Origin of the sequence: Pediococcus argentinicus (assembly GCF_001437605.1) — a bacterium.
In the GTDB taxonomy this organism is placed as follows: Bacteria; Bacillota; Bacilli; order Lactobacillales; family Lactobacillaceae; genus Pediococcus; species Pediococcus argentinicus.
Window position 1 is genome coordinate 59,412 of record NZ_JQCQ01000002.1, and the last position, 17,632, is coordinate 77,043.

Sequence of the window (17,632 nt, forward strand, 5' to 3'; positions counted from 1 at the left end):
TCTCTTAGCCAAGTTCGATTTCTTTTTCTGAAACCCAAACAAGTGTGTCATTATATTTAATCTGATAAAACTTCATTCCCACATTTTCGTTTTGAATTGGATCAACAAGAGAAGCCACTTTGAGACATTTTGTATATAAGCCTCCGACTAGATCTAAATTAGCAATCAATGTTTCTGTTCCAGATCCATATACATTTGACCATAATGCGGCACCATCATTAACTTTTCCAGATGTATCTTCCGTTAGCTTTTGCTCTCTAACTTTATACTTAAGATTTTTAAAAATAAAGTTCCAAACTCTATCGGCGGAATCACCGTGCTCCCAACCACAATATTTATTCCAATATTCTTCCAGTTGCTCTTTGTATGTCCAAGTACTGTTTGAACTATCTTTCCAAATATCAAGTTCGTTTATAAGCTCAGCGGTATTCTTAACAATCGGTCCTGGCATTTCCGACTGATAGTCCAGATACAATCCATGAATATATGAATCAAATTTTTCAGGATTCTTTGCCAAGAAAATCATTGGACGTCGTAGATTTGCAAAATCGTTAACTACAGATGAATAGTCTGAAATCAATAAGTCAGACACTAAACAAATATCGTTAATCTGTTGATAGTCTGTTACATCCATAATGTGCTTAAAGCCACTTAGGTCTGGCCTATTCGCGGCCACTCTTGGATGGAAATGAACTAACATAACTGTATCATTAGATAGATGCTTATCAACTTCACTAAAGTCCATAATGTCACTAGCTAAGTACTTATCTGTATATAAAATATCATTATCCATCCAAGTTGGAGCATATAAGATAACTTTGCTAAAGTGACTAATATCCAAGTTATTTTTAATACTGCGGATATAATCTACATTGTTATTGTAGAAAACATCATTGCGTGGTAATCCACTTCTAATCAGTTGATGATTAGACAATCGATACGCATTCTCAAAAATATCAGCACTTTCATCATTGCCAGCAATCATGTAATCCCATTTTCTGGACATTCTTACTTGGTCTCGTTGATACTGATAAATAGTCTGTCCTGGAATAAAGTCGCTGGACAAATCCGTTCCAACAGTTTTTAATGGTGAACCCTGTCCGGTTTGGACCACTTTAGTATGTCTTGGCTTCTTCCAAATAATTGGTAAATCACTATCTGTAATCCAATACATAGCTCTGGCTTTTTTTAAACTACCCCAATAACTATCTTTAATAACATATGGAATATTGTTTCTTCTAAAGAAATCAGCTGTGTCTCTATTAACATTCCAGTACGTTACATACTCACTATCAAGTTCAATGAGCTTTTTGTATAATGCTCGTGGATCACCACTATAACTATTTCCATCATTGCTTTCAAAAATAATTATTTTTTTAGGACTCACTTTGCCTCCTAAAAAGTTTTGAAATGCAATTCTTAAATCAGAGACTCCTAAAAACTTATTTAGCTTAGTTGTCCAAAATTTATTTCTGATAAAATTATCTTGTGAAATTGCATCCGCCTTCAAGAGCGATTCAACCGTTTTTTCTGAAGCCTTACCATCACGACCGTATGAACAGAATCGATCATAAAAATCATTCAGTTTGTTTGCATACCGTGACTTAATATCATCTATGTTTGCAAGTTGTTCTATCAATTCCTCATTTGTAGTTACAACTGGTCCAGGAACAGTGTTTTTATAATCTAAGTAAACTCCTCGGTTTGTGGAATCTTCATACCAATCTAAGTCATAGGCGAAAAATATCATTGGCTTTTTTAAATACCCATAGTCAAACATTACTGAACTATAATCAGTTATCATTAAATCGGAAATCAAATACAAATCTTCAATAGACTGATAAGCCGACATATCTATCGCAAATCCGCTAAATTTGTGTAAATCAATTGCACTGGCGACTAGATGATGCACACGAACCAAAACAATATAGTCATCACCGAATTTATCTCTTAATTTGGATAAATCTAATTCAAAATCCAAAATACCGGCCTGTCGATAAGTTGGCGCGTAGAGGATAATCTTCTTGTCATTTGGAATTCCCATAGAATTCTTTTTGGCCTCGATATAAGCGGCATTATTGTCATTAATTAAAACATCATTTCGAGGGAATCCAACTGATAATATTTTATTTTTGAAATCAAAGGCTTTTTTAGCTGTTTCATCCATATACTCAGACGGTGAAATCAAAAAGTTCCATCTTGAATTTCTCTTTAGAAAATTCTTCTGTGCATTAGCAGAACTATTTCGCATAGAAGGCTCTTCAAATCCCATTTTTTTCATAAATGTTCCATGAAGGGTCTCTACTTCAATTTGTCCGGACCGTTTAACATATTGATTTGGAAAATTAGTATTTTGAATGAAGTATTTTCCTACAGCTAAGTAATACCAATATTTCAAACTATATCGTCTAACTTTAATCGTTTTTTCTGGCAATTCTGTTGTCATATCTTGCATTGGCCACACAAATTTAAAATCTGGGTGCGTATCAGACCAATACTCATAAATAGACCTTGGATTATCGTTATATGCCGTTCCCCAATAGCTTTCAAAAACAGCTACTTTATTATTTAATGGCAGAAGTCGCATAAGTGGATATAGTAACGAATAATTAATAGAGCGTTTCCTGGCAGACCTATTCCAGAAAGACCAGCGTTGCCATGAAGTAATAATTAACTTACCCTGTTGATCGAACAGCACTTTGGTTTTGAAGTTTTTATTTTCAAAATCACTGAGATCTGTATCTCGACTCATGATACTCTGTAACGCTATTCTAGATTCATTACTACCTTTGACATCAAGATAACATTCATATCTGTTATTACTGATAACTGGAGTACCATTATTGTATAGTTTCCATTGAACCGTTATATCACCACTGTTTTTATCAAAATCAATCTCTCCAACGTGATTATAAGAACTCTTGCCATCCAAACTACTAATCCCAAACGTTAATTCTTTATCAGAAATGCTCTGAAATAGTATTTTCAAATCATCATGAAGTTTTAGAGTTAAAACACCGTTATCCAAATTGACTGAAACAACTTGCACTTCTTTTTTGATTATATTTAGATTTATCTTTTTTAAATTATCACATTTAATAAGGCCTTCAAATTGCCCATGTTCAAAATCCATTGGTGATATCTGATGGGCGAAACTATATGGAAATGAAGCTCCACTGTCAATATCATAAAAACCAAGACTCCCTTTAACAGATCCTTCACTCAAAACTTCAGCGTATGGCCAAACGCTTTTAATATGATAACTTGATTCAGAAGAGTCAGTAATTTCTGTTATTCCAGCAAACTTGTTTTCACTTGTTCTAATTGCTAATGAAGTTGACTTTGATTGAACCGTTGCAAATACAGTAACACCTGTACTAGTATGCTCTATACGATCAACATGATTGTGAACCATTTCAGAGTTCTGTTTATTGCCCACCACAAATTGAAGGTCCCATGCTTTATTAAAAGTATTAACTACATAGTTCCCATTTATCTCCAGAGGATCTAACAATTGATTGGATCGTTTGGTAGGGTGCCCAATCAATCCAGTAACTCTAATATTATTAGCTTCTACTTCATAGTCAATTTCCCATTTACCCAATCCAATATTATCAATAGCCTCAGCCATACTAAAGCTTATCTCATATTTAGATTTACGGCGTCGTGAAAATCTGTGTTTCTTTTTCAGATTCCATTCCATCGAAATATTAAAAGTCTTTTGGTTCTCTTTATTTCTTAAAAATACGTTGATTTTGTAGCTTTCAGGATTAAATTTGGTCGTTCTAACAAAATCCATGAAACCTAAAATCAATACCTGTCCGTTTTCTTCCGAAATCTTAGTTGTTTTTCCCTTAATTTCAAATGAGTCACGAACGCTAATTTTTTTTACAATGTCTTTGTTCAAAGCATTATTTACATACTCGTAATTATCGTTTTTTAAAACCGTCTTTCCAATATCGAGTCTCTGATATCCATAACGTTTAAAATCAATAAAGTTACCGCTTAAGATAGAGCGATATTGAATTTGCTTTCTAATTGAGATGCGTTTCAAATCATCCAAATTGTAATTTCTTAGAAATTTCACTAAATCTTGTTGAAAAGCAAAGAGTGTTTCATCATTAGCATTTTGGAAACTATTTAAATATAGTGGAATATCCATATCTAAAACCTTAAAGTTAAAGGCCTCTTTTACCTTATCATTACCACCCAATTGCTCGATAGAATGTCGCGCCATCTCTAAAGTTTGTATACGATCCCAAAAAAGCTTAAAACTACCTCGTTGTTGCGTTATGGACTGATTAGATGATTCACGAACTCGCCATTTGTATATAGGCATATCAATCACATCCACAGCTTTAGCCAACAGGTGAAATTTCATTGAAACGGGAATATCTTCATATGTCAGACTAACAGGGTATTTGATGTTGTTCTCGAAAAAAACAGATGATCTATAGACCTTGTTCCAGGCAGTTGTATCGTAGACCAGAAAAGGATTTTCATTAATATGTGTATGTAAAATTGTTTCAGGTATTGCTGTTTCATGCAGAATTGAAGGATACATTTTAGATCCTTTTAGACGATTAACAAAGCCAGAAGCCATATCCGATCCCGTATTTATCAAAGATCCAACCAAAACTTCGTAAGCATTTTCCTCGACTATATCATCCGAATCCACAAACGCCATGAACTCACCTGTTACATAAGGTAGTCCAGCGTTACGTGCGGCACTGAGCCCACCATTTTCAGTATGCACAGCAATAAAGTTATCATATCGATCAGCATATTGATCTAAAATGACACCAGTATTGTCTGGTGAACCATCATCAACCATTATGACTTCCATATTAAAAAAGGTTTGTTGTGCAAGTGAGTCTAAACAGTCCTTTATATACTCTTCAACCTTGTAACACGGAACGATCACACTGAGTTTTTTTGCTTCAAATTGATTCAAGATATTCTCTCCCATTAACATAATAACTGCAGTACATTGCCACAATATCATTTAAAAATCACTACATTTTTATATTATACAAGTTCTTTTAAAAAAAAGAGAGGTAAATGAAATATTTAAAACTTCATTTACCTCTCTTTAGGTATATATTATTTTCTCATTTTATGCATTCTGGGATGAACCAAACTAACAGGATCCTTCACAGAATGTTTAATCGAATGACCTGAAATGTTAACCATTGAAAAGAATAGTAGCACAAAAACTGATAAAGCAACCATCCATTTAGTGGGCGTAGTCATCTTGGCTGGTGAGATCTGTTTATAAAGTACCTTACCAACTTTTCTTGCGGCTTCCTTATGTGAGAAACCGTTTACTTTAACCTCTTGATCAATCAAGGTATCTTGATAAGTTTCAATATTAAAGTCTAGCTGATCTTGTTTTTTATCTTGTTGATACTCACGTCTCTCTTTGGCAGTTTTCTTCTTAAAGTCTTCTGAAAAATCACGATAGTGTTGAATAACTTCTCCGGCTTCTCCTATTTCGCGAAGATCACCAAAATGCATCCAAGCTACTCTATCACAAAGCATTTCAACTTGTTTAAGAGAGTGACTGACGAAAAGAATTGTTTTTCCTTGTTCTTTGAATTCCATGATTTTATCAACACACTTTTGATAAAATGTGTCATCACCAACAGATAGAGCCTCATCAATAATCATAATATCTGGATTAATATGAACAGCAATCGCAAATCCTAGACGTGATCTCATACCAGTCGAATAATCTTTAACCGGTTGGTTAATAAAGTTTCCAATATCCGCAAAATCAACAATACTATCTCTCAACTCAGCAATCTCTTTGATGCTCAATCCTTGCATGAGACCTTTTAGACGAATATTTTCATCACCTGTTAGATTCCATTTTAATCCAGCACCAATAGAGATAATGGAAGTATCCCCATTTACTGTAACGGTGCCAGTAGTTTGAGGAATAATGCCAGAGATAATATTTGATATAGTTGATTTTCCTGATCCATTAATTCCAATGATTCCTAGCGTTTCACCAGGCTTCACTGTCATACTAACACCTTTAAGTGACCAAAAATGTGGAACTTCAACATTTCCTAAGTTGAAGAAGTTACGCATTCTATCGCTCTTGGTTTTATATAAATCGTATTCCTTTGTTACATTATCAAGTTTGATTTTATATTCAGTATCCAACTGCCATCCTCCTAAATCAAATCCACAAAGTCTGCACGGAATTTGTTATGCAGGTATGTTCCAAACAACATGAATAACAGAACAAACATCCAAAAAGTAATCGTCAAGTTAAGATTTGGTTGTTGCCAAATCCACCCTCTTGATAAGAGCGATTCCCTGAATCCATTTACAATATAATACAGTGGATTTAATTCCAATACACGAACAAATAAAATTGGAAACTTAGAGGTTTGGAAATTGAAAAGAATTCCACTCATATAAAACAGCACTCTTAATATCGATTGTAACGTAATGTGCCAATCTCGAATCAATACACTGACTGTAGAGTTAAAAATACCAAGTGCGTACATTAAAACAATCATACAGAAGAAATAGTAAATAAATTGAATCCAGGAAACTGTTGGCCATATATGGTTAGTGAACATCAGAAAAACGGCAAATGCCATCATTGTCCAAAAACTATACAAGTTTCCCATGATTTTTATTGATGGTAAAACACTAACGGGAAATTTCATTTTTGAAACTAATCCTACCTGTTGGTAAACACTTTTGGAAGCATCCAAAGTTGTTTTATTCATGTACAACCATGGTGCAATACCAGTTACCATCCAGGGCAAATATGGAATACCGTGCATAGGATCACCACGTTTTAAAGCCACCCCGAAAACAAGATAATAAATACCAATTTGAATTAATGGATTTAAGAATTCCCAAGCAAGCCCAAGATAATGACTTTGGTATGTAGCCCGATCGTCATATTTAGCCATACGACGAATGATTTTAAAATTCGCAATTTGATCACGAATTACATTAAACATAACATTCATAATTTATTAAACTCCTAAATAACTTTTACAGAACTCCTAAGATTGTAGTTCTTTTATGTTTCTAAAGTCAATTTTTTTTATATTTTTTATCCATAATTCGATCAGCAAGGAGTTTCCCTGAGTTTCCTTCATGAATATAACAAAACTGTTGATAAAAGGTTTTAAACTTTAAACTGAGAGGCGTTGAATTATTAGTTAACGTTTCAGATATAAGATTAAAAAGCTCATTTTGATTATAAGCAATTTCACCTGGTAAATCGCTTTGATAATCTAAATAAAAACCTCGTAATTTATCTTTGTAGTTGTCAAAATCAAACGGATAAAATAAAATGGGCCTTTTCAAATATGCATAATCAAAGAAAACGCTGGAATAGTCGGTAATCAGCATATCAGACACTAAATACAAATCAGACACGTTACTATAATTAGAGAAATCAAATACAACATTCTTGTATTTTGACACATCAATTTCATTAGCTATCAAGTAATGCATCCTTAAAATCAGAACAGTATTCATTCCAAACTGTTTTTCAAAGTCATCAAGTTTAAACGGTAAAGAAAACTTATATTTACCAATTTTATAAAACTGGTCATCTCTAAAAGTTGGGGCATACAAAATAACTTTCTTGTTTTTAGGAATTTTCAACTTAGTCTTGAGTTGCTCAATATCCTTTTGAGAGGCATTAATCAATTCATCGTTACGTGGATATCCTATCTCAAAAATCTCATTTTCATATCCAAATGATTTCCTAAAAATATTCGATGAATACTTGTTTGCACTAACAAGCAAATCCCATCGATTAGCTTCGTGCACAAAATTGCTATGATATAGTTCAGTTGAAGTGCCTGGCATTTCAACTCTTTCAATACTTAAGCCCAATTTTTTTAGTGGTGTTCCATGCCAGGTTTGAATAAACTGAACTCGTTTCGGTTTGTTAAGCCATGCAGGAAATCTAGCATTGCTAACCCAAACATCAGATTTTTCAAGAACTTTTACCCATGAAAAGCTTTCACGAATAACATACGGAATATTATTTCGATCACAATAACTCTGCAATTCACTACTTCTTCCGATACTCCAGTAGCAGCTAACATCAGGATATCTAGTTTTAATATCTTGATAAACCACTAGTGGAGAGTCACTTATTTGACGTCCGCCAAAACTTTCAAAAACAATTGTATGCTCTCTAAACGGTTTAAAACTCAAATGCGAAGCTGAGCTAATTAATCTCATTTTTATGCGATGAAAAATTGATCTAAACGACATCTTATCAACCTCCTAAATATAGCCACCGAAAAGCAAAATAACCACAACCAAATACAGTAGTTTAATTGTGATTATTTTTTAAAATTCTACTTATTCACTTCAAAAAATGATGAACCACGTTTTAAATAATGTTGTCCAGCCGTTATATCGTATTGCAAAAGTTTATATTGATATAGCAGCTTCTTCTGAGCTGAACTAAGATTCTTCTCATGAATTTGTTTGCCATCAGACAACATATATTTACCACGTTCACCCGCTGGTAGTTCTTGCATACACTTAGTTAAAAATGCATAGTACCCAGATAATTTAGAGTTTGTTTGGTCCAACATCATAGGTGTAAACATATATGGGGCCACAATTGACTTTTTAACTTTTTGCCTATTGTGATTAGAGTAAATAAAGTAATCTGTTTGGTGCAGTAAGGAATCATATTGATCCATTTTTCCATCATTATCATTCTGCCATTTATATAAACCTGGTAAATGATCACCATAGAACACAATCGAAACATCACGTTTATCTTTATTTACCATATCAATCAATTGTTTCATTGCAGAATCAGACTGATGTATACCTTCGGTATAAGTCTCTAAACTTCCATGACTATTCTTAGTTAATCCATCCGACTTCACACCATAATTTTGTTTATATTCATTTGGAATATAGGGCATATGGTTTTGCATGGTTGAAAGTTGAATAAACTGACCACCCTTATTTTCCTTAAGGACTCTCCCAACTTCTTTATAAGCTGACTCATCAGAAACATACTGTGATCCTTTGAGCTTTTCAGTATATTTCACTTTATATGGATTGTTTGTATTATAAAACCTCTGGAATCCAAATTGCTTAAATACTTGAACTCGATTGTATAAAGTTGGTTGATACGGATGAATAGCCGTCTTTGTTTTGAATAAATCCAAAGCCGATGGCATATAAGGTACTTTTGGCATTAGCTCGACATACGGCGTTGATAGTGCCGGAGCAAAGTTGTTTAACGACATACCTGAGAGGGCCTCAAACTCCATATCAGCAGTTCCGCCACCATAACCATAACTATCCATAATTCCAGAAGTATTATTCTTCTTTAAAGAATTAATATATGGAATTGGATCAGAATCAGTTTTTACGCCTGGAACCCGATTAGGATTAGCAAAGCTTTCACTCAAAATATAAATCACAACATCGTTATTAACATTATTCTTACGCTTTTTGTTAATTGTTTGAGCTTCATTATTGTATTCAGTAGCCAATTTATCAATTGTAGATTTAGAGTACCCAGCTGGCTTATCCATGATTGGTATGCGGATCCGGCTCATAAATGCAAGTACTGGACCGTTCTTTTTATAATCATACCAGACACTCTCAGGGTGATAGCTGTAGTGTAAATTATTCACAAGAGTTTTGTTAAATGTAGTTTTATCTTTCTGTTTCCAGGTGACTGATGAACTTGGAACACTAGGTAATTTAAAAATGAATAACGTTAAAATCAGCCCACTGACCACTATTATACCCAGCCGTGATATCCAACCAAATACAGCAGTCATTTTAAGTTTTCTTTCAGAGAAAATTGCTAAACCAATTAAGATGGCAAATCCGATTAATAGTCCTACTACTAACCAAATATTAACCAAATCTAGGATTTCACTTGCGTTTTTGATATTACTTGAAATATCAATTGGTGTAATCGGTTCGTTTCGTGAGATTAACTTTTGATAGTTACCAAATGCTAAAGCAATCATAAGTACCAATGACACTACTGACGAGATCAACCAGCGATTAATCAACACGTAAATAATTAAAACAAACGCAAATAGCGCTAACATGTTCAGTAACATCAGTAATGGCTTGTTACCAGCCACTCGAATTAAAGCCTGGGCATTCATAGCATTATCCGTTATCAATAATATTATGAAACTCACCAACGTAACAATCACTGCGGAAACAATTCCGGTTTGCCATTTAGTGCTTCGGCTTGCCACTTGTTCAAATGTTTTTTGACGGAGCTTTTCAAATCCAATGATAATTAAGCTAACTAGTAATGCTGCCACAATCATTTTGCTAAACATCAAAATTCCCGAAAGCTTAAGCCAATCAGCTCCTCGAAAGATCTGATTCCACATTGGTTTGCTAAATAGGAAATGCGTATTAACCATCGTAGCTGCAATAAAATAGTTAATCATTAGTTTTGACTTTACAAAGTAGCTTCCAAATATCAAAAAAATACCGGCAGCAACACAAAAAGCAAAAAAATTAGTGTCCAAGAACATTAAATGCTTAATTACGGCAAAACCAGACCACCAAATAGCTGAGCGACTATTAACATTATTAACCCAAATCATTAGTATCTCTGAAACTACAGCAACGGTGCCTAATCCAATCCATATGTTGCGTTTTGAAATATTCCATTCATCCGTAAATTTAACAATTACTGTAATTAACATACCCCAAAGTAAACCGTTAACACCATTTTGAACGGGTGAGACAAGATGTGTAGCCCAAATAATGGTTGGAACCACACTTAGAGTTACTAATCCCATTAAACTAATTAACTTGAATATTTTATTGTTATTAAACCTATTCAAAATTGGAGCAATAAAAAGAATTCCTACAACAGCTCCCGCAAAGGTATTACTCATTAAAGTTACTGGAAAAGCCGTCTCAAGCAACTGCCACAAACTATATCTTGCAACTACTAATCCAAAAGCAAATAGGCCTAAAACAAGCGAATAAAAAACAATTTGTAGCCAATATTTAAAATTAATCTTATCTGACCAGCTTTGACTTAACTTAGCAATTACCAACAACCCTAATGTAGATATAATAGGTTTTAAAAACATCAAGTTTTCAACTAAAATTGCCCGCTTGGTGCCAATACCAAACCTCCACATTGAAAATGAAGACACAGAGGCCAACGTAACAATAAAGACCGTCAGTAATAAAACCACAAATTTTTGAGTCTTTTGTTTCAAAGTACTTTCCACCATATTTACTCCTTAGTAAATTGACCTTTTCTTTTGTATAAAACATCGCCCACTGCCACATGTTTTCTTTGGGTTCTATTCCATAAAGGCCACAATAATTATTTAACCGAAGGAACCAACTGCGAACTTAAAATTCGAAACTACAGAAGTCTACTTTTCTTCTTTGACTAAATAGATTGGTCGATTCTTTACCTCTAAATAGATTTCCGCAATATATCGTCCCACAATACCTAGACTCAATAACTGAATTCCACTAAAGAATAAAATGATTACAACTAATGAAGGCCACCCAAATGCCGAAACATGTGGGAATAGCAGCGTCCTAACGATAACAACAATGGCAGCGATGATAGAAGCGACAAACGAGATCGCCCCTAATCCCGTAACTAATGTTAGAGGAGCTGTTGAAAAGGAAATAAATCCTTCAATCGCATATTTCATCAATCCCCAGAATGACCAAGAAGTTTTCCCGGCTACTCGTTCACGGTTTTCATAAGCCATGTAGTAAGTGTTAAAACCAACCCAGTTAAAAAGGCCTTTACTAAATCGCTTATTTTCGTGCATCTTCAAAACACTATCAACCATTTGTCGAGACATAACACGAAAATCACGAGCACCATCGACGAGATTTAAAGAAGTAATCTTATTCATCCAACGATAAAAAGCACGCGCAAAGAATGATCGGATTTTGCTTTCTCCCTGACGATCTTTTCGCATTGTAGCGACCGCATCATAATTACCAGTTTGAATGTTCTCTAACATCTTAGGTAGTAATTCTGGCGGATCTTGTAAATCAACATCCATAACAACAACATAATCGCCAGTAGCTCTTGTTAGCCCAGCATATAAAGCTGCTTCTTTACCAAAATTACGAGAGAAACTTACAAAGTGAGCATTACTATCTTTTTGATTTAGTTTTTTTAATTTCATTAAGGTATTATCTTTTGATCCATCGTCAATAAACCAAAGCTCAATTTCATAGTTCAACTGAGGCTTCACCTTTTGAAGAGCATCATAATAAATATCTATCGTTTCCTCTTCATTAAACACTGGAACGACAATTGATAAAGTTTCCAATTACTAACCCCCATCATTTGGATTCTTTACAAGTTTTAGACCTCAAGTATAACTCAACACCAACTCATAAAAGAACCTAGTTTACTTAATCTTCCTTAACTTTGAAAAAGTCTGAACCGCGTTTTAAATAATGCTTACCCGCTGTAATATCATATTGAATTAATTTGTAATCTTTCAATAGTTGTTTTTGCTTAGCAGTCAATTTATCTTCAGTAATTTGTTTACCATCTGATTCCATATACTTCTCGCGTTCACCAGCTGGCAAAGTTTCCATACATTTTGTTAACAATGCATAATAAGCTGACACTTTAGAATCGGTCTGTTGCAACATCATTGGTGTGAACATATAAGGTGCAACAACTGGTTTTTGTACCTTTTTGTGCGTATAATTAGAATAAATAAAGTAGTCCGTTTGATGTAACTGCGAATCGTACTTAGTCATGTTTTCATCATTGTCCTTTGCCCATGCGTATGCTCCAGGCAAATGGTCACCATAATAAACCAATGTGACGTGGCGTTTCTCTTGGTTAACCTTATTGATTAAATACTTCAAAGATTGATCAGACTGATGAATACCCTCAGTATATGTTTTCAGTTTATCTAAACTAGCACCAGTGAATGGCCCAGAAATTGGATAGTTATTCTTGTATTCATTTTTCTTAAATGGCATATGATTTTGCATCGTGGACAATTGAATAAATTGTCCATTTTTATTTTCATTCATGACTTTATTCAGCTCTTTGTAGGCCGATAAATCAGAAATATATCCAGATCCATTTAACTTGTCTGTATACGTAACTTTATTTGGATCCTTGGTATTATAGAACTTACTAAACCCGAGTTGTTTAAACACATTAATCCGGTTATACAATCCCGGTTGGAACGGATGAATGGCATTTTTTGTATTAAATAAATCTAGTACAGTTGGCATATAGTCTAATTTAGGCATCAGCTCAACATATGGTGTTGATAACGCTGGGTTAAAGTTATTAAGTGACATTCCTGATAAAGCTTCAAACTCGATATCCGCTGTTCCTCCACCATAGCCATAACTGTCCATAATACCTGAAGTATTCTGTTGCTTAATCTGGTCCGTATAAGGTACCGGATTTTGATCCATTTTAACTCCGGGAACACGATTTGGATTAGAAAAACTTTCGCTTAAAATATAAACAACAACATCATTTTTTATATTATTAGTTCTTGTTTTATTGATGGAATTAGCTAAATTACCATATTTTTTATTTAACTGAGCAATCTTGCTTGCTGAATATCCATCAGGCTTATCCATCACCGGAATGCTAAATCTACTCATGAAGGCAACAGCAGGACCATTAGCCTTGAAATCCCACCAAATATCACCAGGATGCGGAATATAGCGAACCTGCTTAGCTAAAGTGTCATTAGTAATTGTATGATCCTTTGCTTTCCAAGTTACGACAGAACTTGGTACTAGCGGTAATTTAGCCATAAAGAACATTAAAAAGGCAACACTAATAATACCTGCACCTAATCTCTGATATAGGTTGAATGGTTTGGAAAGCTTGATTTTGCGTTCGTACCAAACTACGGAGACAATAACAGCTATGATAACAATAATCAAAAATACCACTAACCATATATTTACCAAATCAGCAATTTCATTCACATTACTCAAATTACTTGTTATATCAATTGGCATAACCGGTTCATTACGGGAAATAATTTTTTGATAATTTCCAAATGAGAAAGCAACTAGAAGTGCTAATGAAACAATTGTTGAAACCATTAGTCGATTAATAATTGTATATATAACAATTGTTAAAGCTAGAAATAGTAGTACATTTAATAACATTAATTGGGTACGGGAGGTTCCATTTATAAATACCGAATGAACATTAAATAATGTATTGATAAGCAATAGTGTAACATTACTCAGACAGGCCACTATAAAAGATACAACAAATGAAACTGCAGCTTTGGGTTTGCGTTCAATGATTTGAGTTTCCGCAAGTTGCCTCAAGTGCTCAATCAAAACAACAAAGAACGTCATTACAATCAGAATAACTAAACAGCCCAGCAACATGCTGCCTGTTGATTCGTGATCCCATAATGATGTTTTCCACAAATTGTTCCAAAACGAATCAATCATTAAGAAATGAGTGTTAAATAACGTTGCGCCAAATAACATTGCAAACGACAATTTAGATTCTATTTTGAATTTAGTTAATAAATCAAACACATATAATGCAGTACCAAATGCAAAAAAATTAGATGGTAGCATTGCTAAATGTGAAACTGCTACAAATCCTGGTTGTAATAGGCTTAAGTGTTCCCCAATATGATTAAACACAATAGTTAAAATTACTGCCACAATAATACTAATCGGTCCAATAGTCCGGATTAGCTTGCGAGATTTTTCAATAGGTAGTTGTTTTAGACGATCCATCGTCAGTAAAACGAAACCTGCCCATAAAATAGTTCCAAATGGAAATTGATTGAAGTTTGGAATTTTTAATACCCAAATAAAAGTAGGAACTACGGATAGCGCTATTAAACTAGCCCACCATAATTTTACTTTTATCTTTGAGTTTAAAGATAGTACCATCTTTCGTATAACAATCATGAATAAAACAGCAATTGCAAATGAATTGGTCAAAAATGTAACTGGAAACAAAAATCTAACAAGATTATAAATATTTAATTTAGTCAAAACGACTGCCATTGACATAGCTCCAAAAACTACCGAATAAAACCACACTTGGGACCATGTTCTAACGATGCTAATTTTATTAGAATCCCCCCGCGTTAATCTATGGGCCAGAAGTAAAAGTACTAGGTTCTCCAAAATAGGTCGAAGACTGGTAGTAAATTCAATAAAATAACCTCTGATACCAACTTCATGAATAGCAAAGTTTGTATACGTCATAACGGAGCCCAAAACAATTAGTGCTACTAAAATAATATTAATTATATATGTGGATATTTTTTTCTGTGTAAACATAATTCCCTCTTAATTTTTTCATTCAATTTATTTGTTTATTCTTCTATTTGAGTTAATATTATTAAATACTACATCTCAGGAGAACTTATATTGCTAATCAATCTATTTAACAAATACAAATCTGTAATTTCATATTTATTTTGGGGCGTAATTACAACACTGGTAAATATCGTTTCGTATATTATTTTTGATCGAGTTTTTCACGTGAACTACCAAGTTAGTACAGTGATTGCTTGGTTCTTATCTGTTCTAACGGCATATGTAACCAATAAATTGTGGGTGTTTAACTCAAAAACAGAAACAACATCTGAACTACTTAGTGAAATGACAAAGTTCTTCACTATGCGTGTTGCAACCTTATTGATCGAAATGTTTATTATGTGGATTGGAGTCTCACTACTAAAATGGGACTCAATCTTGGTTAAAATCATCGATAATGTCGTAGTGGTCGTATCCAACTACTTCTTCAGTAAGATTTTAGTATTTAGATCAAGCGGAAAAATAAAATAATAATTATATGTATGACGACTGACCAAAATTAACGTTTTGAATCAGTCGTTTTTTAACGCAAGAATCTTCGAGTGAGCATGACAATTTCTTCATTGGATTCTTTTAATCCTTCATTCATCCAAGAAACAATCATCTGATGCAGTCCACCCGCAACAAAGCTAATCCACATATCAGGTGATTCAGTACGTAACTTGAAGATTCCTTTATCAATTAAATCTTTGAGATAAAAGTGAACCTTATCATACAAACGATCATGTAGATTAGCTTTTAAAATTGCCTGAATATAATGCTGATTTTTTCGACAAATGGTGAAGAAAGCATCCAGGAAAGCAGAAATATCATGATTAGGTTTTCTCATGAGGTAATTAAAGAATTCCTGAAATATTTGATCAATTTGATAATCGATAATCTGGTCTTTTGACTTAAAACTCCGGTAGTACGACATGCGTGATACCGAAGCTGTTTTACAAATATTGCTAACTGAAATAACACCTAACTCTTTATCAGCTAATAATTCAAATAAGGCATCAACAATCTTTTGTTTCGTATTTTCAGCCACAATCACGCATCCCCTCTAAAATATTATAGTGTCCGAACCAAATACACCTCGTGACAAAAGCCTTTCAAGCTGTTCACGATATGCTTTGCTCGCGTTGACTTAGAACAAATTCCAAAAACAGTTGGTCCTGTACCACTCATTTGAGCAGCATTGGCACCATATTTAACCATTCGTTCCTTTATTTGCAAAATTTCCGGATACTCTTTGCCTGTAACCTGTTCTAACACGTTCCCCACGCTAGCACAAATTCCATCAAAGTCATTTTTATCAATTGCATCTAGCATTCGTTCAATCTTTAAATGCTGAATGTTATCGTGGTTCAGCTTATTTAAAATATACGGAGTTGAAACACTTAACTTTGGTTTAGCGATAACAATCCACATTGGCGGTAACTTCTTCAATGGTATGACTTGTTCCCCTTTGCCAACTACATGGGCAGTTTGTCCATAAACACAAAATGGAACATCCGAGTCAATTTCTAAACCGATTTTAGCTAATTCTTCCAAACTAAGACCAAGCTTCCAAATTCGGTTTAAGCCACGTAAAACAGCAGCGGCATCCGATGAACCGCCACCCATTCCAGCAGCAACTGGAATATGTTTTCTAATCTCGATCATTACTTTTGCACGAATTTTAAATCTTTCTTGCAAGATCCGAGCCGCCTGATAAGCCAAGTTACGGCTATCATTCGGCAAAAAACCAGTGTTTGTTTTAACTTTAATTCCAACCTTGTTAGGAACCACATTAATTTTAACGTAATCTGCTAAATCAACTGACGTCATCACCATATTCCATTCTTGTAATCCATCTGGATGATTAAATGGTGTGTCTAAAAATAGATTAAGCTTAGCTGGAGCCTTTTCCGTTATCTCCATGTTTTCACCTGATTCATTTCATAATTCACGTATTTTAAATTCAATTATACTAAAGTTTGGAGTGAAATAAAAAAGATGATCAAAATGATCATCTTTTTTTAGATATTATGCGGTTTCTTCACCAAAATCGATGGTGATATTCTTCGTTAAAATATCTGTATAACTGTATGAAACGCGTTCGAAGGAATTCTCATCTTGATCAAGATCAACAACGAACACTGCAGGATAAGTCTTATGGAGGCGACCGTGGCGTTTAGTAATCTTCTTACGTCCCGCTTGTGCAACAACCATAATGTCTTCACCGACTTTATTATCAAGCATATCTTTTATTGTAGCTAGTGTGACTGGCATTAACTTCACCTTCCCATGTGAAACATTGTAT

At 34.0% G+C, this 17,632-nt stretch carries 11 protein-coding genes; 1 reads left to right on the forward strand and 10 read right to left on the reverse strand.

The features are described 5' to 3' along the window. Positions 1-4: 4 nt before the first annotated feature. From IV88_RS00960 to IV88_RS00990, 7 genes are all read right to left on the reverse strand, one after another. On the reverse strand, positions 5-4,954 hold the full coding sequence (locus IV88_RS00960) for a bifunctional glycosyltransferase/CDP-glycerol:glycerophosphate glycerophosphotransferase (protein ID WP_057797800.1): 4,950 nt from the start codon (positions 4,952-4,954) through the stop codon (positions 5-7). A gap of 149 nt (positions 4,955-5,103) precedes the next feature. Then, positions 5,104-6,171, reverse strand: coding sequence for an ABC transporter ATP-binding protein (locus tag IV88_RS00965; protein WP_057797803.1), 1,068 nt, complete (start codon positions 6,169-6,171; stop codon positions 5,104-5,106). An 11-nt stretch (positions 6,172-6,182) separates the two neighbouring features. Next, complete coding sequence (locus tag IV88_RS00970; RefSeq protein ID WP_057797804.1) at positions 6,183-6,998, reverse strand: ABC transporter permease; 816 nt, start codon at positions 6,996-6,998, stop codon at positions 6,183-6,185. Positions 6,999-7,065: 67 nt separating this feature from the next. Then, the gene (locus IV88_RS00975; RefSeq protein ID WP_057797806.1) at positions 7,066-8,265 is read right to left on the reverse strand and encodes a CDP-glycerol glycerophosphotransferase family protein; all 1,200 of its coding nucleotides are present in this window, start codon (positions 8,263-8,265) and stop codon (positions 7,066-7,068) included. Between the two features lie 86 nt (positions 8,266-8,351). Continuing rightward, positions 8,352-11,249 carry an LTA synthase family protein gene (locus IV88_RS00980; protein ID WP_057797808.1) on the reverse strand — a complete coding sequence of 966 codons (2,898 nt, stop codon included), beginning with the start codon at positions 11,247-11,249 and terminating at the stop codon, positions 8,352-8,354. Between the two features lie 147 nt (positions 11,250-11,396). Beyond that, a complete protein-coding gene (locus IV88_RS00985) occupies positions 11,397-12,323 on the reverse strand; it encodes a glycosyltransferase family 2 protein (RefSeq protein ID WP_057797810.1) in 927 nt (308 codons plus the stop codon). Between the two features lie 85 nt (positions 12,324-12,408). After that, positions 12,409-15,027: an LTA synthase family protein gene (locus IV88_RS00990; protein WP_162258637.1), complete on the reverse strand. Its 2,619-nt coding sequence runs from the start codon at positions 15,025-15,027 to the stop codon at positions 12,409-12,411. Positions 15,028-15,396: 369 nt separating this feature from the next. On the opposite strand from IV88_RS00990, the gene IV88_RS00995 reads away from it, so the two are divergent. Then, on the forward strand, positions 15,397-15,816 hold the full coding sequence (locus IV88_RS00995) for a GtrA family protein (RefSeq protein WP_057797814.1): 420 nt from the start codon (positions 15,397-15,399) through the stop codon (positions 15,814-15,816). A 52-nt stretch (positions 15,817-15,868) separates the two neighbouring features. Here IV88_RS00995 and IV88_RS01000 read toward each other — a convergent pair whose 3' ends face one another. The 3 genes from IV88_RS01000 to IV88_RS01010 form a co-directional block, all read right to left on the reverse strand. After that, on the reverse strand, positions 15,869-16,375 hold the full coding sequence (locus IV88_RS01000; RefSeq protein ID WP_236698584.1) for a TetR/AcrR family transcriptional regulator: 507 nt from the start codon (positions 16,373-16,375) through the stop codon (positions 15,869-15,871). A gap of 23 nt (positions 16,376-16,398) precedes the next feature. After that, positions 16,399-17,250, reverse strand: coding sequence for a 4-(cytidine 5'-diphospho)-2-C-methyl-D-erythritol kinase (gene ispE, locus IV88_RS01005; RefSeq protein WP_057797817.1), 852 nt, complete (start codon positions 17,248-17,250; stop codon positions 16,399-16,401). Positions 17,251-17,355: 105 nt separating this feature from the next. Further along, positions 17,356-17,601 (reverse strand): Veg family protein, encoded by a 246-nt coding sequence (locus IV88_RS01010; RefSeq protein WP_057797819.1) that lies wholly within the window; start codon positions 17,599-17,601, stop codon positions 17,356-17,358. Positions 17,602-17,632: the final 31 nt, after the last annotated feature.

Coding starts and splice junctions, on each gene's coding strand:
- IV88_RS00970 (WP_057797804.1), bottom strand. CDS start 6,998: ATGAATGTTATGTTTAATGTAATTCGTGATCAAATTGCGAATTTTAAA.
- IV88_RS00975 (WP_057797806.1), bottom strand. CDS start 8,265: ATGTCGTTTAGATCAATTTTTCATCGCATAAAAATGAGATTAATTAGC.
- IV88_RS00980 (WP_057797808.1), bottom strand. CDS start 11,249: ATGGTGGAAAGTACTTTGAAACAAAAGACTCAAAAATTTGTGGTTTTA.
- IV88_RS00990 (WP_162258637.1), bottom strand. CDS start 15,027: ATGGCAGTCGTTTTGACTAAATTAAATATTTATAATCTTGTTAGATTT.
- ispE (WP_057797817.1), bottom strand. CDS start 17,250: ATGGAGATAACGGAAAAGGCTCCAGCTAAGCTTAATCTATTTTTAGAC.
- IV88_RS01010 (WP_057797819.1), bottom strand. CDS start 17,601: ATGCCAGTCACACTAGCTACAATAAAAGATATGCTTGATAATAAAGTC.